20 protein-coding genes are annotated in these 19,481 nt (G+C 66.3%); 15 read left to right on the plus strand and 5 right to left on the minus strand.

Annotation, left to right across the window (positions count from 1 at the left end):
- The first annotated feature begins 8 nt into the window (after positions 1-8).
- The 10 genes from AAFL97_RS04225 to AAFL97_RS04270 are packed head-to-tail and all read left to right on the plus strand — an operon-like array spanning position 9 to position 10,505.
- Positions 9-920, plus strand: a complete 912-nt coding sequence (locus AAFL97_RS04225; RefSeq protein ID WP_341643862.1) for an enoyl-CoA hydratase — start codon at positions 9-11, stop codon at positions 918-920.
- Complete coding sequence (locus tag AAFL97_RS04230) at positions 917-2,059, plus strand: NAD(P)H-dependent flavin oxidoreductase (protein WP_341643863.1); 1,143 nt, start codon at positions 917-919, stop codon at positions 2,057-2,059. The genes AAFL97_RS04225 and AAFL97_RS04230 overlap by 4 nt, the downstream gene beginning before the upstream one ends.
- Before the next feature lie 46 nt (positions 2,060-2,105).
- Positions 2,106-2,858, plus strand: coding sequence for an enoyl-CoA hydratase family protein (locus AAFL97_RS04235; RefSeq protein WP_341643864.1), 753 nt, complete (start codon positions 2,106-2,108; stop codon positions 2,856-2,858).
- Positions 2,859-2,865: 7 nt separating this feature from the next.
- The gene (locus tag AAFL97_RS04240) at positions 2,866-4,035 is read left to right on the plus strand and encodes an acyl-CoA dehydrogenase family protein (RefSeq protein ID WP_341643865.1); all 1,170 of its coding nucleotides are present in this window, start codon (positions 2,866-2,868) and stop codon (positions 4,033-4,035) included.
- A gap of 10 nt (positions 4,036-4,045) precedes the next feature.
- The gene (locus AAFL97_RS04245) at positions 4,046-5,104 is read left to right on the plus strand and encodes an acyl-CoA dehydrogenase family protein (protein WP_341643866.1); all 1,059 of its coding nucleotides are present in this window, start codon (positions 4,046-4,048) and stop codon (positions 5,102-5,104) included.
- Between the two features lie 2 nt (positions 5,105-5,106).
- The gene (locus AAFL97_RS04250; RefSeq protein ID WP_341643867.1) at positions 5,107-6,258 is read left to right on the plus strand and encodes an acetyl-CoA C-acetyltransferase; all 1,152 of its coding nucleotides are present in this window, start codon (positions 5,107-5,109) and stop codon (positions 6,256-6,258) included.
- Between the two features lie 21 nt (positions 6,259-6,279).
- A complete protein-coding gene (locus AAFL97_RS04255) occupies positions 6,280-7,149 on the plus strand; it encodes an SDR family oxidoreductase (protein WP_341643868.1) in 870 nt (289 codons plus the stop codon).
- A 2-nt stretch (positions 7,150-7,151) separates the two neighbouring features.
- The gene (locus tag AAFL97_RS04260; protein ID WP_341643869.1) at positions 7,152-8,729 is read left to right on the plus strand and encodes an amidase; all 1,578 of its coding nucleotides are present in this window, start codon (positions 7,152-7,154) and stop codon (positions 8,727-8,729) included.
- Between the two features lie 18 nt (positions 8,730-8,747).
- Entirely contained in the window at positions 8,748-9,572 is an 825-nt protein-coding gene (locus AAFL97_RS04265; RefSeq protein ID WP_341643870.1) for an SDR family NAD(P)-dependent oxidoreductase, read from the plus strand.
- Positions 9,573-9,623: 51 nt separating this feature from the next.
- Positions 9,624-10,505: an SDR family NAD(P)-dependent oxidoreductase gene (locus AAFL97_RS04270; protein WP_341643871.1), complete on the plus strand. Its 882-nt coding sequence runs from the start codon at positions 9,624-9,626 to the stop codon at positions 10,503-10,505.
- A 73-nt stretch (positions 10,506-10,578) separates the two neighbouring features.
- Here AAFL97_RS04270 and AAFL97_RS04275 read toward each other — a convergent pair whose 3' ends face one another.
- The 5 genes from AAFL97_RS04275 to AAFL97_RS04295 all read right to left on the minus strand — a co-directional run bounded on the left by AAFL97_RS04275 (position 10,579) and on the right by AAFL97_RS04295 (position 15,633).
- Positions 10,579-12,039, minus strand: a complete 1,461-nt coding sequence (locus AAFL97_RS04275; RefSeq protein ID WP_341643872.1) for a hypothetical protein — start codon at positions 12,037-12,039, stop codon at positions 10,579-10,581.
- Between the two features lie 6 nt (positions 12,040-12,045).
- Positions 12,046-13,332 (minus strand): ParA family protein, encoded by a 1,287-nt coding sequence (locus AAFL97_RS04280; protein ID WP_341643873.1) that lies wholly within the window; start codon positions 13,330-13,332, stop codon positions 12,046-12,048.
- Positions 13,333-13,510: 178 nt separating this feature from the next.
- Positions 13,511-14,545 carry an IS630 family transposase gene (locus AAFL97_RS04285; protein ID WP_048705947.1) on the minus strand — a complete coding sequence of 345 codons (1,035 nt, stop codon included), beginning with the start codon at positions 14,543-14,545 and terminating at the stop codon, positions 13,511-13,513.
- Positions 14,546-14,574: 29 nt separating this feature from the next.
- A complete protein-coding gene (locus tag AAFL97_RS04290; RefSeq protein WP_341643874.1) occupies positions 14,575-14,850 on the minus strand; it encodes a hypothetical protein in 276 nt (91 codons plus the stop codon).
- 564 nt (positions 14,851-15,414) lie between these two features.
- Positions 15,415-15,633 (minus strand): toxin-antitoxin system HicB family antitoxin, encoded by a 219-nt coding sequence (locus AAFL97_RS04295; RefSeq protein WP_341643875.1) that lies wholly within the window; start codon positions 15,631-15,633, stop codon positions 15,415-15,417.
- A gap of 212 nt (positions 15,634-15,845) precedes the next feature.
- On the opposite strand from AAFL97_RS04295, the gene AAFL97_RS04300 reads away from it, so the two are divergent.
- The 5 genes from AAFL97_RS04300 to AAFL97_RS04320 are packed head-to-tail and all read left to right on the plus strand — an operon-like array spanning position 15,846 to position 19,463.
- The gene (locus tag AAFL97_RS04300) at positions 15,846-16,631 is read left to right on the plus strand and encodes an SDR family oxidoreductase (protein WP_341643876.1); all 786 of its coding nucleotides are present in this window, start codon (positions 15,846-15,848) and stop codon (positions 16,629-16,631) included.
- A 17-nt stretch (positions 16,632-16,648) separates the two neighbouring features.
- Complete coding sequence (locus AAFL97_RS04305; RefSeq protein WP_341643877.1) at positions 16,649-17,104, plus strand: MaoC family dehydratase; 456 nt, start codon at positions 16,649-16,651, stop codon at positions 17,102-17,104.
- Between the two features lie 22 nt (positions 17,105-17,126).
- Positions 17,127-18,332, plus strand: coding sequence for an acetyl-CoA C-acyltransferase (locus tag AAFL97_RS04310; protein ID WP_341643878.1), 1,206 nt, complete (start codon positions 17,127-17,129; stop codon positions 18,330-18,332).
- A complete protein-coding gene (locus tag AAFL97_RS04315; RefSeq protein WP_341643879.1) occupies positions 18,329-18,964 on the plus strand; it encodes an acyl-CoA dehydrogenase family protein in 636 nt (211 codons plus the stop codon). Before AAFL97_RS04310 ends, AAFL97_RS04315 begins: the two co-directional genes overlap by 4 nt.
- The gene (locus tag AAFL97_RS04320) at positions 18,954-19,463 is read left to right on the plus strand and encodes an acyl-CoA dehydrogenase family protein (protein ID WP_341643880.1); all 510 of its coding nucleotides are present in this window, start codon (positions 18,954-18,956) and stop codon (positions 19,461-19,463) included. The genes AAFL97_RS04315 and AAFL97_RS04320 overlap by 11 nt, the downstream gene beginning before the upstream one ends.
- The last annotated feature ends 18 nt before the right edge of the window (positions 19,464-19,481 follow it).

A 19,481-nucleotide genomic window follows, 5' to 3' on the forward strand; every position in this document is an offset into this window, starting at 1 on the left:
GGACAGACATGAGCGCCCCAGACCAGAACTTCGTCAGCCGCCCAGACGAGGCGGTGTACGAAACCGACGCGCCGGTGAAGTACGCCGTCGCCGACGGCATCGCCACGGTGACGATGAGCCGCGTCGAATTCAACAACGCCCAGAACTCGCAGATGACCTACGCGCTCGACGCGGCCTTCCGCCGTGCGGTCGATGACGACGCGGTCAAGGTCATCGTGCTGCGCGGCGACGGCAGGCATTTCTCCGCCGGCCACGACATCGGCACGCCGGGGCGCGACATCAACAAGCCTTTCGAGCGGGTGCATATGTGGTGGGACCACACCAACAAGCCGGGCGGCGAATACCTCTATGCGCGTGAGCAGGAGGTGTACCTGAACATGTGCCGGCGCTGGCGCGACATGCCCAAGCCGACGATCGCGATGGTGCAGGGCGCCTGCGTCGCCGGCGGGCTGATGCTGGCCTGGGTGTGCGACCTGATCGTCGCCAGCGACGATGCCTTCTTCCAGGATCCGGTGGTGCGCATGGGCATTCCCGGCGTCGAGTACTTCGCCCATCCCTACGAGCTGAACCCGCGCATCGCCAAGGAGTTTCTGATGACTGGCGACCGCATGGGCGCCGAGCGGGCCTGGCAGATGGGCATGGTCAACAAGGTGGTGCCGCGCGCCGAACTGGAAGCGGCGACCTATGCGCTCGCCGCCCGCATCGCCGCGCAGCCGCGCATGGGCCTGGCGCTGACCAAGCAGGCGATCAACCACGTCGAGGACCTGCAGGGCAAGCGCACGGCGATGGATGCGGTCTTCGCCTGGCACCATTTCGCCCATACCCACAACGAACTGCTGTCGGGCGACAAGCTCGGCGGCTACGACGCCAGGGCGATGGCCAGCGCCAACAAGCGCGCTGCCACGGAGGGCGAAGCATGACGCGCGCCGCCGTGCCCACCGACTTCTCCGCGCTGCTGCGCACGCCGCTCACCGAGCGCCTCGGCTGCCGTTACCCGATCGTGCAGACCGCGATGGGCTGGGTGGCCGATGCCGACCTGGTGATCGCCACCACCAAGGCCGGCGGCTTCGGCTTCCTCGCCGGCGCCACCATCGACGCCGGCAAGCTGGAAGACGAGATCCGCAAGGTCGCCGCCGCCACCGGCGGCAGCAACTTCGGCTTGAATTTCCACATGTTCCAGGAGAACGCCGCGCAGTGCGTCGACCTGGCGATTCAGTACCGCCTGCGCGCGGTCAGCTACGGCCGCGGCCCGGACCGCAAGACCATCGCCCGCTTCAAGGAAGCCGGCGTGCTGTGCATCCCGACCGTGGGCGCGCTCAAGCACGCGATCAAGGCCGTCGAGCTGGGCGCCGACATGATCACCATCCAGGGCGGCGAGGGCGGCGGCCATACCGGCGGCGTGCCCAGCACCATCCTGCTGCCGCAGGTGCTGGCGGCGGTGCCGGTGCCGGTGATCGCCGCCGGCGGCTATTCCACCGGCCGCGGCCTGGCCGGCGCGCTGGCGGCAGGCGCCGCCGGCATCGCGATGGGCACCCGCTTCCTGATGACGACCGATTCGCCGACGCCGCCGCCGACGCTGGCGCGCTACCTGAAGGTGGACGACCCGCAGAAGGTGAGGGTGACGCTGGCGGTCGACGGCATGCGCCACCGCATGATCGAGAACCCCTTCATCGACCGCCTCGAAGCGGCCAGCCCGCTGGGCCGGCTGCTGATCGCGGTGCGGAGCGCCTGGCAGTGGAAGCGGCAGACCGGCATGAGCCTCGGCCACATGCTCGGCGTGTTCCGCCAGGCGCTGAAGGAAGACCCCGGCGCGGTGTCGCAGACGGTGATGTCCGCCAACCAGCCGGTGCTGCTGCAGCGCTCGATGGTCGAAGGCTTTCCGGACGAAGGCATCCTGCCCAGCGGTCAGGTGGCGGCGGCGATCGGCAAGCTCGAAAGCTGCGAGGACGTCATCCACGGCATCGCCGCCGAAGCCGAAGCCTGCCTCGCCGCGCTGTACGCGCGGCTGGACGCCGGCGCCGCCGCCCGCAGCAACGAGGACATCCAGGCCGTCGCCTGACGGCGCGGAAACCAGCGCAGACCAGAACCCCAGGGAGCCCGACAACGTGAGCCACGCATTCCAGACAAGCATCGAGGGCGGCATCGCCGAACTCGTCATCGACAAGCCGCCGGTCAACGCGCTCGACAGCAGCGAATGGTTCGCGCTGGCGCGGCGCATCGACGAACTCGGCGCCGACCCCGACGTGCGGGTGATCGTGATCCGCGCCGAGGGCCGCGGCTTCTGCGCCGGCGTCGACATCAAGGAGCTCGACGCCCATCCCGAACGCATCGTCGCCGTCAATGGCGGCAACTATGCCACCTTCAAGGCCGTGCATCGCTGCCCGGTGCCGGTCATCGTCGCCGTGCATGGCTTCGTGCTCGGCGGCGGCATCGGCATCACCGGCGCGGCCGACATCGTCGTCGCCGCCGACTGCGCCACTTTTGCGCTGCCGGAAGTCGATCGCGGCGCGATGGGCGGCGGCGCCCACCTGCAGCGCCTGTTCCCGGTGCAGAAGGTGCGCTACCTGTTCTTCACCGGCGAGAAGATCGGCGCGACCGAGGCCGAACGTTACGGCTTCATCGAGCGCGTGGTGCCGAAGGCGGAGCTGCGCGCGGCGGCGCTCGACATCGCCCGCAGGATCGCCGCCAAGAGCCCGGCCATGATCCGCATCGCCAAGGAGGCCTTGAACGGCATCGAGGACGGCAACCTGGAAGACAAGTACCGCTGGGAGCAGGGCTTCACGCTGCAGGCCTACACCAGCCCGGATTCGGCGGAAACCCGCCGCGCCTTCGTCGAGAAACGCGAAGCCAAGTTCTGAGGACACCATGGATCTCGCCTATACCCCCCGGCAAAAAGCCTTCCGCGAGGAAGTGCGCGCCTGGCTCGCGGCCAACCTGCCGTCCGAGCCGCTGCTCAGCTACGACACCCGCGAGGGCTTCGAGCAGCACCGCGAATGGGAGCGCAAGCTGTTCGACGCGCGCCTGTCGATGGTGATCTGGCCCGAAGCGCTCGGCGGCCGCGGCTGCGACCTGATCGAGTGGCTGATCTTCGAAGAGGAATACTACGGCGCCGGCGCGCCGATGCGGGTGAACCAGAACGGCCAACTGCTGCTCGGCCCGACCCTGATCGAGTTCGGCACCGAAGAGCAGAAGGCGCGCTTCCTGCCGCGCATGGCCTCCAGCGAGGACATGTGGGCGCAGGGCTGGTCCGAGCCCAACGCCGGCTCGGACATGGCGGCGATCACGAGCAAGGCGGTGCTGTCGGCCGACGGCAGCCACTACGTGGTCAATGGCCAGAAGACCTGGTCGACGCGGGCGATCTTCGCCGACTGGCTGTTCGGCCTGTTCCGCAGCGATCCGGCTTCCAGCCGCCACCACGGCCTGTCCTACCTGGCGCTGCGGCTCGACGCGCCGGGCGTGACGATCCGGCCGATCCAGGCGCTCAACGGCAAGCAGGCCTTCGCCGAGATCTTCTTCGACGACGTCAAGGTGCCGGTCGACAACCGCATCGGCGACGAAGGCCAGGGCTGGCACGTGGCGATGGCCACTGCCGGCTTCGAGCGCGGCCTGCTGCTGCGCTCGCCGGCCCGCTTCCAATACACCGCGCGCAGGTTGATTGAGCTGTACAAGGCCAACCGCGAAGCGGCCGACCGCGACCCCGCGATCCGCGACGCCGTGATCGAGGCCTGGACCGGCACCGAGGCCTACGCGCTGTCGGCCTACCACACCGTCGGCCGCCTGGCGAAAGGCGCGCGCATCGGCGCCGAGGCCAGCACGAACAAGATCTACTGGTCGGAACTGGACCTGAAGATGCACGAAACCGCGATGCGCATCCTCGGCGCGCGCGGCGAGCTGACCGCGGATGCGCCCGCGTCCGTCGATGCCGCGCGCTGGCTCGACGGCTTCCTGTTCGCCCAGGCCGGCCCGATCTACGCCGGCACCAACGAGATCCAGCGCAACATCATCGCCGAGCGCATGCTCGGCCTGCCCAAGTAAGAGGCCGGCCATGGACTTCACTTTCACCGACGACCAACTCACTTTCCGCGAGGCGGTGAGCCGCTTCCTGATGACCGAAGCCGCGCCCGAGATGCTGCGCGAGATCTGGGAGACCGATACCGGGCGTTCGCCCGAGATGCGCAAGAACATCGCCGAACAGGGCCTCACCGCACTGTCGGTGCCCGAGCACTGCGGCGGCCTGGGCATGGACGACGTCGCCTGGGCGCTGATGACGCAGGAGCTGGGCTACTACGCCATCCCCGATTCGCTGGCCGACACCGCCTATGTCGCCGCCGGGCTGATCACGGCGCTGCCGGCCGGCACCGCATCGCGCGAAGAATGGCTCGGCCGCATCGCCGAAGGCAGCATCCGCATCGCCGTCGGCCATGCGGTGAATCCGCTGGTGGCCGACGCCAACCCCGCCGACCTGCTGCTGCTCGCCGACGGCGACGCCGTGCATGCCGTGCCGCGCGCCCAGGTCGAGGTCGAGGCCAACCCCAGCATCGACCTGTCGCGCCGGCTCGCCCGTGTCGACTGGACGCCGGCCGCCACCACCCTGCTCGCCGACGGCGAAGCGGGCCGCGCGCTGTGGGCGCAGACGCTGAACCGCGGCACGCTGTCGGTCGCCGGCCAGTTGCTCGGCCTGGCCCAGCGCATGCTCGACCTGTCGGTGGATTACGCCGCGCAGCGCAAGCAGTTCGGCAAGCCGATCGGCAGCTTCCAGGCGGTCAAGCACCACCTGGCCGACGTCGCCACCCGCATCGAGTTCGCCAAGCCGGTGCTGTACCGCGCCGCCTATGCGCTGGCGCAGGGCGAGGCGGGCGCCGACGCGCGCGTGTCGCACGCCAAGCTCGCCTGCGGCGATGCCGCCTGGCTGGCGGCGCGCAACGGCATCCAGGTGCACGGCGCGATGGGCTACACCTGGGAAGTCGATCTGCAGATGTTCATGAAGCGGGCCTGGGCGCTGGACGCCGCCTGGGGCGACCGCGGTTTCCACAAGTCGCGCGTTGCTGGCGCGATCCTGGCCGAAGGCGCCGCGCTCGGCCCCGGCCACACTTTCGGGGAATGAAGATGGCGCAAGCCTATATCGTCGATGCCCTGCGCAGCCCTACCGGCAGGCGCAAGGGCGGCCTGTCCCACGTGCATGCGATCGATCTCGGCGCGCATGTGCTGAAGGCGCTGGTCGAGCGCAATGCGGTTCCGGCCGAGGAATACGACGACGTGATCTTCGGCTGCGTCGACACCATCGGTTCGCAGGCGGGCGACATCGCGCGCACGGCCTGGCTGGCCGCCGGCCTGCCGCTGAACGTGCCCGGCACCACCGTCGACCGCCAGTGCGGCTCCTCGCAGCAGGCGCTGCACTTCGCCGCGCAGGCGGTGATGAGCGGCACGCAGGACGTGGTCGCGGTCGGCGGCGTGCAGACCATGACCCAGATCCCGATCTCGTCGGCGATGCTCGCCGGCCAGCCGCTCGGCTTTCCCGACCCGTTCTCCGGCAGCAAGGGCTGGCAGGCGCGTTTCGGCGGCCAGCCGGTCAACCAGTTCTACTCGGCCCAGCGCATCGCCGACCACTGGCAGCTCAGCCGCCGCGACATGGAGGAATACGCGCTCGAAAGCCACCGCCGCGCGCTGGCGGCGATCGCCGAAGGCCGCTTCGAGCGCGAGATCGTCGGTCTCGAGGGGGTGTCGAAGGACGAGACGCCGCGCGTGTCCACGCTCGAGAAGATGGCCGAACTGGAGCCGGTCGGCCCTGACTACCCGTCGATCACCGCCGCGGTGTCGAGCCAGACCTGCGACGCCTCGGCGGCGCTGCTGGTGGTGTCGGAAGCGGCGCTGAAGCGCTACAAGCTCACGCCGCGCGCCCGCATCCACCACCTGTCGGTGATGGGCGACGATCCGATCTGGCACCTCACGGCGCCGATTCCCGCCACCCGCGCCGCGCTGAAGAAGGCCGGCATGGGCATCGGCGACATCGACGTGGTCGAGATCAACGAAGCCTTCGCCTCGGTCGTCATGGCCTGGCAGAAGGAGTTGGATTGCGACCCGGCGCGCATGAACCCCAACGGCGGCGCCATCGCCCTCGGCCATCCGCTCGGCGCCACCGGCGCGCGGCTGGCAACCGCGTTGCTGCACGAGCTCGAGCGCAGCGGCGGACGCTACGGCCTGCAGACCATGTGCGAAGGCGGCGGCCAGGCCAACGTCACGATCATCGAGAAACTGTGAGCGGAGAACGATTCAATGGGAATGTGTGAAGGACGCACCGTCATCATCACCGGCGCCGGCGGCGGCCTGGGCCGCGCCTACGCGCTGGCCTTCGCCGCCGAAGGCGCCGGCGTGGTGGTCAACGACATCCGCCAGGAAGCCGCCGACGCCGTGGTGGCGGAAATCGCCGCGGCCGGCGGCAAGGCGCTGGCCAACGCCGACGACATCACCCGCATGGATGGCGCGCAGCGCATCGTCGATGCCGCGCTGGCCGCGTTCGGCGAAGTGCATGTGGTGGTGAACAACGCCGGCATCCTGCGCGACCGCATGTTCATCAGCCTGTCCGAGGACGACTGGGACCAGGTGATGCGGGTGCATCTGAAAGGCCATTTCTGCCTCGCCAGCATCCTCGGCAAGCGCTGGCGCGACCAGGCCAAGGCCGGCAAGCGAATCGCCGCGCGTATCATCAACACCAGCTCCGGCGCCGGCCTGCAGGGTTCGGTCGGGCAGTCGAACTACGCCGCGGCGAAAGGCGGCATCGCCGCGCTGACCCTGGTGCAGGCCGCCGAACTCGGCCGCTACGGCGTCACCGCCAACGCGCTGGCGCCGGCGGCGCGCACGGCGATGACCGAGAGCGCGATGCCGGACGTGGTCAAGGCGCCTGAAAGCGGCTTTGACGCCTGGGCGGCGGAGAACGTCGCGCCGCTGCTGGTGTGGCTGGGCAGCGAAGCGTCGTCGCACGTCAGCGGCCAGGTGTTCGAGAGCCAGGGCGGCCGCATCTCGGTCTGCGACGGCTGGCGCACCGGCCCGCAGCAGGACAAGGGCGCGCGCCTGACGCCGGCCGAGGCGGGCGCGATGGTCGATGAACTGATGAAGCAGGCCGTGCCTGCGCAAAAGGTCTGGGGGACTTGAAGATGACGGAACAGGCGGTGGCGCAGGGGCGCCGTGACTTTCTGAAAGCCGGCGCGGTGCTGGGCGGCGTTGCCGCAGGCGGCCTGGGCCTCGCCGGTTCGGCGGCGGCTGCGAATGCCACGAATGCGGCGGCCTTGCCGCTGCCGGAATACGAAAGCTGGGACGCCACCGAGATCGCGCGCCTGATCCGGCGCGGCGACCTGCGGCCGGGCGAAGTGCTGGAAGCCGCGCTTGCCCGCGTCGAGGCGCGTTCGGTCATCAATGCCGTTGCCGTGCCGCATTTCGAACTCGCCCGCGCCCAGGCGCAGGCGCTGGACGGTGCCGGCAAGGCCGAGCGCGAGGCGCGCCCGGCGCTGTCCGGCGTGCCCTTCGCGCTGAAGGATCTCGGCGTCGCGCTCGAAGGCACGGTCACCACCAGCGGCTGCGCCTTCTTCAAGGACGCGGTGGCCGATCACGATTCCACCCTGGTGCAGCGCTACCGGGCGGCCGGGCTGAACATCTTCGCCAAGCTCACCAGCCCGGAGTTCGGCCAGACCGCGACCACCGAATCCCGCCTGTTCGGCAAGACGCGCAATCCCTGGAATCTGGAACACAGCACCGGCGGCTCCTCGGGCGGTTCGGCGGCGGCGATCGCCGCCGGCGTGCTGCCTGCGGCCCATGCCAGCGACGGCGGCGGCTCGATCCGCATCCCGGCTTCGCACTGCGGCCTGTTCGGCCTCAAGCCCAGCCGCGGCCTGATCCCGATGGGGCCGCGCGCGCTGGAAGGCTGGCTGGGGCTGTCGGCGCACAACGTCATCAGCCGCAGCGTGCGCGACACCGCGCTGCTGATGCAGCTCAGCCAGGGGCCGGAAGCCGGCACGCGCACCGCGCCGCCGACCTCGGACCTGCTGGCGGCGCTGGCGCAGACGCCGCGCGGCTTGCGCATCGGCCTGTTCGTGGACAACCTGTTCGGCGCCGGCGTGCATGCCGAATGCCTGGAAGCGGCCAACAGGGCGGCGACGCTGTGCGCCGGCCTCGGCCACCATGTCGAGCCGCTGTCGCTGGCCGCGCTGCCTTTCCTGGAAATGGCCGGCGGCATGGGCATCGTCACCGCCAGCGGCATGCTGCACAGCGTGCGTGCGCGCGAGAAGGCGCTGGGCCGCGCGGCACGCGAGGACGAGTTCGAACCGCTCGACTGGCGCAGCATGGAAAAGGCCAGGACCTACACCGCCGAACAGGTGCTCGGCGCGCGCGCGGCCTTCGACCAGGCCGGCCGCGTGCTCGACGAAGTGTTCTCGCGCTACGACCTGATCCTGTCGCCGACCACCGCGGCGCTGCCGCCCAAGCTTGGCGACCTGTCGCTCGACCAGCCGTTCGAGAGCTTCGTGCAGCATGCGATCCTGGCTTCGCCCTTCACCTCGATGTTCAACATCAGCGGCCTGCCGGCGATGTCGGTGCCCTTGCACTGGAGTGCCGACGGTTTACCGATCGGCGTGCAGTTCGCCGCGCCCTACGGCGGCGAGGCGCGGCTGATCGCGCTCGCCGCGCAACTGGAGCAGGCCGCACCGTGGGCAGACCGCCGGCCGCCGCGGCTGGGCTGATCGACGAGGACATCACACATGATTTACGCACTCACAGGCCTGGAAGGCAAGGTCGCCGTCGTCACCGGCGCGGGGCGGATGCGCAGCATCGGCCGTTCGATTGCCGTCGAGCTCGCCAAGGCGGGCTGCGACGTCGTCATCACCGGCAGCGGCCGCTCGCCGGACTCCTTCCCGACGGACGAGAAACAGGCTGGCTGGCGCGACATCGACTCCGTCGCGGAGGAAATCCGCGCCCTGGGCCGACGCGCGCTGCCGGTGGTCTGCAACGTCGCCGATCCGGATGCCGTCAAGGCGCTGGCCGACACGGTGGCAGGCGCGTTCGGCCGGGTGGATTTCGTCATCAATAACGCAGGGGCCGCGCGGGCGGGGGACCGGGTCCCGGTGGTCGAGGTCGATCCCGCGGCCTGGCGCAATGTCATCGACGTCAACCTGAACGGCAGCTTCTACATGAGCCAGGTGTTCGGCCGCAAGCTGATCGAGCAGGGCGAGGGCGGCGCCATCATCAACATCTCGTCCGTGGGCGGCAAGCTGATGGCCCCCAACACGGCCGCGTACGCCGCCAGCAAGGCGGGGCTGCATGCCCTGACCGCGGCGATGGCGGGCGAGGTGGGGCGATACGGCATTCGCGTCAATGCGATCTGTCCCGGCATCGTCTCCACGTCCCGCCTGGACGATATCTCGCCCGAGCAGTGGGACGCGATCATCAACGCCTATGTGCCCTTGAAACGCGCGGGCGCCCCTGCGGAAATCGGCAGCATGGTGGTCTATCTCTGCAGCACGCAGGGTGAGTGGATCAGCGGCCAGCTCTACAGCGTGGATGGCGGGCAGGTCGCCGGGCGCTGACGGGTGCGCACCGGCGCCTGCATGCCCGCACCCGACGCCGATGGAGAACCGATGAGTACATCCGTTTCACAGGGCGTCGCGGTCGTCACCGGCGCCAGCCGCGGCGTGGGCCGGGGCGTGGCCGAAGCGCTCGGCGCGGCCGGCATGACGGTCTACGTGACCGGGCGCAGCATCACCGAGGGCGCATCCCACATCGGTGACACGCCCTTGCACGGCACCATCCACGCCGCCGCCGCTGCGGTCACCGCTGCAGGGGGACGGGGCATTGCGGTGCAGTGCGACCATGCCGACGACGCTCAGGTCAAGGCGCTGTTCGAGCGCATCGCGCACGCGCACGGCCGGCTCGACATCCTGGTCAACAACGCGCTCAGCATCGACGACAGCCTGATCGAACCCGGCCCGTTCTGGACCAAGCCGCTCGCCCAGGCCGACATGTTCGGGGTCGGCTTGCGCTCGAACTACGTCGCCGCCTGGCATGCGGCACCGCTGCTGCTGAAGGCGGGGCGGGGGCTGCTTGCGTTCACGTCCTCGTACGGCGCCGGCTGCTACATGCACGGCCCGGCCTACGGTGCGCAGAAGGCCGGCTGCGACAAGATGGCGGCCGACATGGCGGTGGATTTCGAAGCCACTGGCGTGGCGGCAGTCTCGCTGTGGCTGGGGGTGCAACGCACCGAACGCACCGAGATCGCCGCCCGCCTGCGCGGCGATGCCTACGGCGACTTCATGGCACGCAGCGAAAGCCCGGCTTTCGTCGGCCGTGTGATCCATGCGCTGTGGCGCGATCCGGAGCTCGCAGCACTATCCGGGCGCACGCAGATCGTGGCCGAGCTCGCGCAGCGCTACGGCATCACCGACGAGGGCGGACGCGAGCCGCCGAGCTGGCGCGGCATCCTCGGTGCGCCGTGTGCCTTCCACCCGGCGCGGGTGAGCTGACAACCGTTACGCAATCGCCTTGCCGGTAGCCACATCCAGTGCTGAAAATAGCGAGGGCATTCCATGCCGTTGATCAAGATACGACAGGGCGTACTCCGCCTCTGCGCCCCATACCGTAGCCCACACGGTACACATCAGGCATATTGAGTCGCTCGTCTTTCAAGCGTTCTACCAAGCCAAGCTCAAGCAGGTCCTGAAGGACACCGTCGTTACCTTCCGCAATGTGGTTGGGAGGAAGGCGGACAGCTTGATCCTCAATCTTCCGTTCGAGATCTGCTACCACCCTATGCTCCCGCCACGTGCGAGAAATCTCATCGAAATGACACGGTACAGTGATACCGGCCAAGGGCTCGAATAATGCTCTAATCCAGGGGTAATCCTCCTCCAGCTCTCTCACCCGAATCTTGGAGGCTTCTTGGACGCCCCGTTTGATGCTTTCGTAATGAAGGGCGAATTCTTGGTTTGTTCGCGGCTCGTCTTGTGCTGCATGCCGCAGGGCTGCAAGAAAACTGCGAGGACTAACTTCACCACGCGCGTCGCCGAGATGGCTGGGGAGCCATGAGTAGGGGAATCCTCTTCGTTTATCCTTACCCATCCATGGACCTGTAATTGCATGGAAGACCGCCTTCTGTGAGTCTTCATTACGCCGGAGTCCTTCAGGCACCAGCCATATCCCATCCTCTTGCTTCCAATGGATCGCAGGGAGAATTTTTTGGACGGCAATTCGAAACTGCTCACCGTACCTTTGTTCATTGGCTAGATACTGCCAAAGGAGCCCGTAAAGTTCGCGACGTGGCCATTCGAGGATGATCTTCTGATTGAGTACCTTGGAGGCATCAGGAAAATTGGCTACGACGGGGTCCTCAAGCTGGTCCGGCCGAGCGAAAACCTTCAGACGAATACGCCGGAATGCGCGTGTATCCAGCACTACCTGTAGCAGTCCGCGCACAAGTCGGTTCATCGTTGGCCAGTCGTCCGCAGTTCGGTCTAGCGCATCGAACAATACGATGTGATACTGCTTAGCTCCGTCAAGTTTGGTATCAGCTTGATACCAGCATTCATCCACGGTTTCCGGGTTGTCGATCATCCATTGGATCCGAGGCTTCCAGCTCTCTAATGCGGCAAATGCTGCGGGCGCCTGATTGCCCATGACCTGCTTGAACACTACAGCTAACCAGATGTGCTGGGCTTCAAAACCTTCCTTGAGTAAGGACGTGAGTACGTTCTTGCTGGGAAACAAGCCCCCAAGCGACCGTTGCCCAAAACCAACTGTGACCTCTGTATCCGGGCTTAGGCCCGTATCTGCGCCGAGGAGTCCTCGTAGTTCGCGTGATTGTAATGCTGCAAACCAGAAGCTCTTTCCCGATCCACGCATTCCCTGGATCAGGGTCGTGTTGGGATGCAAGGCTTTGGCGTGGGATGCAGGTAGATAGAGATGACGGGCAGCCGGTGCTTCGTCGTGTTGTGCCGTATCTTCAGGCAGGGCCGCGATCAAACCTTCACGGAGATCATGGGGAAAAATAAAATCGCTCATAGCCGCTTAGTCTTGGTTCGTTGTATCCAGCAGGCGATCAACCTGCTCGAAGAAGAGGGAGAGTGCCTCCTCAGCCGTCTTGCGGTCGATACCGCCTTGCGCCGGGTCGAACTCCATTAGCGCGCGATGCCAGAAGATCGGCACTGGTGCATGGGGGGCGGATTCATCATCCAGATCGAAGGAGAAAGTATCCAGATCGTCCGGTCCCGTCATATCGTAAAGATTGTCGCGAAACACATCCCATGCGTGCTCCTTGAACCCCTGCAAATAGTTGTCTCTTCCGGTGTCTGGAACCATGCCGGCAATGATCTGTAAGTTGGTTCGGAATGTAGTCAGCTGTGGGTGGCTGCGCCAGTGCTTGAAGAGTAGTTCATACCCTTTCCACGTCTGTGGTGTGTCAATGGCAAACAGCATGGTAGTGGCCTCCATTCGGGTGGCCAGTACTGCGGCAATGTCATGTAATCCTGCACGGCTGTCCAGAATTACTACGTCCGGTGTGTACTGCTGTTCCATGCGTTCCACGAACTTCTGCAGGCGCTCAGCCCATGACTCCGGCTGGTCGCCGCTGAATTCAGCATAGCAGCGGGCCAGCTTTGGGAGATAGTCCCCCGTCTTGGTGCCGTAGGCGGGGATCACCGAAATTTCGCCGTCCAGCCCTTGTGCGAGTGGGCTGCGGGCCAGCAACTCGTATTCCACTATTTGTGCCTGCCCTACGCCATCCTCGACAAACCAGTCGACGACACCGTAGTCCGGCAGATACGTGGACGGCAGGAGCGAACTACTGACACCGGGCGATTCCAGATCCAAGTCGAATACCAAGACCTTCTTGCCTTGCTCCGCTAGGTGCCATGCCCAGTTGACCAATGCGGTGGAGCGGCCAACGCCACCCTTGAGACCGAAAAAGGTAACCCGAGGGTTTGTCGTTGTACGCTGCAAGGTATCACGCATCCAGTCCTGACCGATGATCTGTCGATCCAGCAGATAGATGCTCAGGCCATTGGTTTCCTTCAGTAGCCGGCGCTCGCTAAGGACGACATCGGGCTCGGTCAGTTCGTCCTTGAAAAGAACTGAGCGTCCCTTATCAAATGCGTAGGCACCCAATTGTGTCGCTAGATCGGAGCGGTACTTCTCTAGTACCGACCCCATCTGTTTCGTCGGCAAAACTGGGCGTATGCGTCCTCGCAGGTCACGCACTAAGACGATTTCGTCGCCGAGAGATGTGCCGAGTGCTTCAGTGATTCCCAGCGCTGTCTCGAGGGCTTGCTGAAATAAAATGTTCCCAGTGTTTGTCATGCAATGACTCCATCCAGTACCGCAGCATCCAGGCAGCGCTTAGCTGTTTGAGCGCCTTGCTGATGCGAGGCCACTGCTGTAAGGGTGAAACCTGATCGTGAATCGTAGCGTTGGTCCACTTTCCAGCTACCGGCGAACGGATTCTGGTGTGCGTTTACTAACTTTTCAATAAGTAGAGTCATTCCAGGATATAGCGGCACTCTGGCTGCCTGAAAAATGACTTCACGAGTTCAGGGAGCTTCTGGATGCTGCGCAATGCACCGAGTGCGAGTCGCTTCATCTCCTCGGCACTCTCGACCAACTGGCGCGAAACCTTGCGCTTCACATGAGCCCAGACCGTTTCATCGGGGTTCAGATGCGGCGAGTACGGCGGCAGGTAGAAGAGTTTGAGCTTGCCGTCCAAGCCCTCGACGTAGCTCTTGACCATCTTTGCCTTGTGGATCGGATGACCATCGACGATCAGAAACACCGGCTTCTCGGCATTGACCATCAAGCGCTTGAGGAACTCGACGAACACCTTCGCGCCAACCGAGCCTTCATGCAACATGAATCGAAACTCGCCCTGCGTGCTAACCGCCGAGATCATGTTCAGCGAGAAGCGCCGGCCCGTCGCCTGCACCACCGGCGTCTGGCCCTGCGGCGCCCAGGTCGTGCCGGTGTGGTAATCCGAGCGGATACCCGACTCGTCGCCAAAGTAGATCGTTGCGCCGACCCGCTTGGCTTCGGCGCGGATCGTGGGGTAGGTCTCCGTCTCCCACGTGCGCACCAGCACCGGGTCTTGCTGCCACGCCTGGTAGAGCGGCTTCTGGGCGCTGAAGCCCAGGATCTTCATGAGACGGTGGACCGAGGAGACCGACAACTCCTTCTTGAACTGGCGCTTGATCAGGTGACGGATCAGCGACAGCGTCCACAAGCCGAACTCGAACTTGAACTGCTGCGGGTTATGGTCACGAACGGCATTGGCGATCCACGACAACTCCTCGGCGCTGAGTTTGCTGGGGCGCCCCGGAATCGGCTTGGCCAGCAATGCGTTCTGCCCGCCATTGGCAAAGTCGGCGAGCCACCGGAAAACGCTGCGCTCATTCACGCCATACGCCGCCGCGACGCTTTGCACTGTCTGCCCCTCACGCACTGCTTTGACAGCCTGCTGCCGCATCACCTGCAAGGTGTGATGATCGAGGGCACGGCCGTCGGAAGGTCGTTTGCATTTCATGGGGCATATTATCGCTCACATGACACTACTTACGGGAACGTTAGTAACAGCGCACCATACCGAGCACCGCCACGACTGGAGACGAAGGCACCAAACTCGTCCCACAGCCGGTCAATGTGGCCGTGACGCTTGTCCTCTGGCACTCCACTGGGTTTGAGTTTCATGCCCAAAGGCAGCATCACTGCCTTGAGGGCGCACTCGGCCGCCAGGCCAAAGAGATGGTCCGCATTGGCCAATCGGCTATCCGCCAGCAAGAACAGCCCGTCGTCCCAGTGACGCCACGCAGCATCTGCATAGTCCAGCATCAAGGTTCCTGTGTTGTACTTTCCTCCCGCCTCCATGCCTTCTTCGGCGTCGCGGGCAGTTCCATATGCTCTTCCACCCCCATACACGACTGTGCTTGACTGATTTGCCCAGATGGCCGCCAAGGCTGTGAAGTTTGGTGATGAGGCGAGCGTCTTAGGGTATGGGATATGCGAAAATTATCCAGTAAATGTTGAGTTGTATCACAAGTCAAGTGCGCGACCGATGTAAAAGGAGCACACGGAAGGTGGCAAGCACTGCATGGTTGATTTCTGAAGTGCGGCTCTAATTGGAGGAGCAAAGCCGGGCGGTGGCCGCACCCTGCTGAGTGCCGTCCGTTTTGATGATGCCGTCTCACAGCAAGCTTATAAGCGACAGCGTATCCACAGATCGACATTCACGTCGTGAAGGAGGAGTTTGCCTGTGTATCCGGCCACCAGTTGCTTGGGGGCAAGTCCGTTCTGATCACCGCAGCCGCCGGGGCCGATATCGGCTTTTCCGCAGGGCGCAAGTGCGCCGAGGAAGGCTGCCTACGCCGATGATTTCCGACATCTATGCGCGCAGCCTTACTGCTTGGCTGCCTTGGCCAGCAAGGCCAGGCCTTCGGCTTCGCGCCCTCGGCCACGTGCCGCACGCGTGGCGAAGCGCGTCTCGGCGTCGAATTCAGCCAGCATGAGAGTGGCCATTTCATCCACCAGACGGTTGATGCTCATGCCTCTTGCCTGGGCGAGCGCCTTGAGCCGCCGATATTTGTCGTCGGGCAGGCGTATGGTCATGGCTGTCATGAATCGAGCTCCTCTAGAAATACTTCGGGCGGACAAATACGCACCCGTTCGCACCTGGCCAAGAGTATCTCCAGCAGGGTTTGACTCTCAGGAAGCTGCGCTCAAAGACCGAATTGTATGTGCCTATGGCGGGCCACCGTCCGTTTTGACGATGCCGCCCCCTCGCGGCCTCCCTATAAATGACGGCGTATCCACTGATCGAGGTTCACGCCGTGAAAGAAGCGCCTGCCTACGTACCCGGCCACCAGTTGCTTGCCGGCAAGTCCGTCCTGATCACCGCCGCCGCCGGGGCCGGCATCGGCTTTGCGGCGGCGCGCAAGTGCGCCGAAGAGGGCTGCCGCGCGCTGATGATTTCCGACATCCACCCGCGCCGCCTGGAAGAAGCGGTGGCGAAGCTGAAGGCCGAGACCGGCCTGCAGGACGTCTGGGGCCAGCTCTGCAACGTCGCCAGCGAGGACGAGGTGCAGGCCTTGATCGCGGCCGCAGAGGACAAGCTGGGCGGGGTCGACGTGCTGATCAACAACGCCGGCCTGGGCGGCGAGAAGCGCGTCACCGAGATGACGGACGAGGAGTGGAGCCGGGTGCTGGACATCACCCTGACCGGCACTTTCCGCATGACGCGGGCGATGCTGCCGCACATGGAAAGGCGCGGCCGCGGCGCCATCGTCAACAACGCCTCGGTGCTCGGCTGGCGTGCGCAGAAGGGCCAGGCTCACTACGCCGCGGCCAAGGCCGGCGTGATGGCGCTGACCCGCTGTGCGGCGGTCGAGGCCGCCGAACATGGCGTACGCATCAACGCGGTGTCGCCGTCGATCGCGCTGCATGAATTCCTCAAGAAGGCGTCGAGCGAGGAACTGCTGGCCCGGCTTGCCAGCCGCGAGGCTTTCGGTCGCGCTGCGGAAGTGTGGGAAGTGGCCAACGTGATGGTCTTCCTCGCCAGCGACTACGCCTCCTACATGACCGGCGAAGTGCTGTCGGTCAGCTCGCAGCACGCTTGAGAGATGCGGGGATAACCATGGTTTTTTCCAGCGCCGAGGAACTGATCGCCGCCGAGGGCAGGGATCTGGGAGTCACCGATTGGGTCCAGATCGAGCAGGAGCGGATCGACCGCTTCGCCGACGCCACCGATGACCACCAGTGGATCCACGTCGATGCCGAGCGCGCCAAGGACGGCCCTTTCGGCGCCTGCGTCGCCCACGGCTACCTGACGCTGGCGCTCGCCAACCTGTTCCTGCCGCAACTGATCCGTGCCGACAGGCTGAAGATGGGCGTCAACGTCGGCTGCGACCGCGTGCGCTTTCCGGCGCCGGTGCGGGTCGGCAGCCGCATCCGCGGCCGCGGCGAGATCCTGAAGGTCGAGCGCATCAAGGACGCGGTGCAATCGACCGTGCGCGTCACCATCGAGATCGAGGGCGGCGAACGCCCGGGCTGCGTGGTCGACACCATCAGCCGCTACACCTTCATCGACTGATTTTCCCGGAGAAAACAAGGCCATGACCGAAGCCGTCATCGTTTCCACCGCGCGCACCGCGCTGACCAAATCCTTCCGCGGTTCCTTCAACGACACCGAGGCGCCGGTGCTGGGCGGCCACGTGGTACGCGCCGTCGTCGAGCGCGCCGGCATCGAGCCGGCGGCGGTCGAGGACGTGATCATGGGCGCCGCGGTGCAGCAGGGCACCCAGGCCTACAACATCGGCCGGCTGTGCGCCTACACCGGCGGACTGCCGGACACCGTGCCCGGCATGGCGCTCGACCGCATGTGCGCATCCGGGCTGATGAGCATCGGCGTCGCCGCCAAGAGCATCCTCGCCGGCGAGATGAAGATCGCGGTGGCCGGCGGCGTCGAGTCGCTGTCGCTGACCCAGACCAAGCACAAGAACACCTATCGCGCCCAGTCCGAAGCGGTGAAGGCGGTGGTGCCGGCGGCCTACATCCCGATGCTGGAGACGGCCGAGATCGTCTCGCGCCGCTACGGCATCTCGCGCGAGGCGCAGGATGCGTTCTCGCTGCAAAGCCAGCAGCGCACCGCCGCCGCGCAGGCCGCCGGGCTGTTCGACGACGAGATCGTGCCGCTGGCGGCGAGAAAGCTGCTGTTCGACAAGGAAGGCAATCCCGCCGGCCACGAGGACGTGGTCGCCAATCGCGACGAGTGCAACCGCGCTTCGACCACGCTGGAAGACCTCGCCGGGTTGAAGCCGGTGGTCAAGGGCGGGCAGTGGGTGCAGCAGGGCGAATTCGTCACTGCGGGCAATGCCTCGCAGCTGTCCGACGGCGCTGCGGCGGCGCTGCTGATGAGCCGCGACGAGGCCGAACGCCGCGGCATCGCGCCGCTCGGCGTGTATCGCGGCATTGCGCTGGCCGGCTGCGCGCCGGACGAGATGGGCATCGGCCCGGTGTTCGCGATTCCCCGCCTGCTCGAACGCTTCGGCCTGACAGTGGGCGACATCGGCCTGTGGGAGATCAACGAAGCCTTCGCCTGCCAGGTGCTGTACAGCCGCGACACGCTCGGCATTCCCAACGACAGGCTGAACGTCAATGGCGGTGCGATCGCCATCGGCCACCCCTTCGGCATGTCGGGCGCGCGCATGGTCGGCCATGCCCTGCTCGAAGCCCGCCGGCGCGGCGAGCGCTACGTCGTGGTGTCGATGTGCATCGGCGGCGGCATGGGCGCGGCAGGCCTGTTCGAGGTCTGCCGGTGAACAGCCTGGCGCTGAACGAGGAACAGCGCGCGCTGCAGCAGATGGCAGCGGATTTCCTCGCCGAGCATGGCAATGCGCGCAAGGCGCGGGACGGCGATGCCGGCTTGTGGCAGCGCATCGTCGAGCTGGGCTGGACGGCGGTGCAGGTGCCCGAAGAGCTCGGTGGCCTGGGCCTGGGCGCGGTGGAGCTGAGCCTGTTGATGGAAGAAATGGGCCGCAGCCTGGCGCGCTCGCCCTTCTTTGCCACCGTGGTGCTGGCGCAGACCGCGCTGCTGCATGCCGCCGGCGAGGATAGCCGCCGGCGTTGCCTGCCGGCCCTGGCCGAAGGTGCGCGCAGCGCCACGCTGATTCTCGGCCCGGGGCTGGATGCGCGCGCCGCGACGCTGACGCTGCGGGCGCAGCGCGACGGCGGCAATGGTTGGCGGCTGGATGGAGAAGCCGCCCAGGTGCTGGACGACGGCAGCGTCGACGTCGCCTATGTGGCTGCACGCATCGAAGATGAGGATGGCGGCGATGGCGTGGCTTTGTTCGAAGTGGCTGCCGATGCCGCCGGTCTGCGGCGCACGCCGCTGGAAGTGTGGGATCTCGACCCGGCCGCAGGCACGCTGGCAGTTCGCCGGAGTGCGCCTTGAAGCGGCTGCGCGCCTCGACGTGCCGGGCAGGGCCGCCGCCGGGCTGGCGCGCGCGCAGGTGGCCGCGATGCTGCAGCTGGCGGCGGAGCAGGTGGGCGGCGCGGCGCGATGCCTGGCGCTGACCACGGCCTACACCGCCGAGCGGGTCCAGTTCGGCCGCGCGGTGGCGAGTTTCCAGGCGATCAAGCACCGCTGCGCGGAGATGATGGTGCGCATCGAGACGGCGCGCTCGGTGGTGCGCGCCACGGCGGCGCGGCTGGCCGCGGGAGAGGGCAGCGATGCCGCGTTGCAGGCCGAAGCCGCCGCCGCGCGGGTGCTGGCGACCGAGGCCTACCGCTTCTGCGCACAGGAGGCGATCCAGCTTCACGGCGGCGTCGGCTTCACCTGGGAATACGACCCGCAGATGCACTTCAAGCGTGCGCAGTGGGCGAGCCAGTGGCTCGGCCCGGTCGAGCAGTGGCGCGAAGCCCTGGCGGTGCAACTGCTCGATGCCGCCTGAGCCGGACGGGAAGGAAGA

This window comes from Thauera sp. SDU_THAU2 (genome assembly GCF_038260575.1).
Classification (GTDB): domain Bacteria; phylum Pseudomonadota; class Gammaproteobacteria; order Burkholderiales; family Rhodocyclaceae; genus Thauera.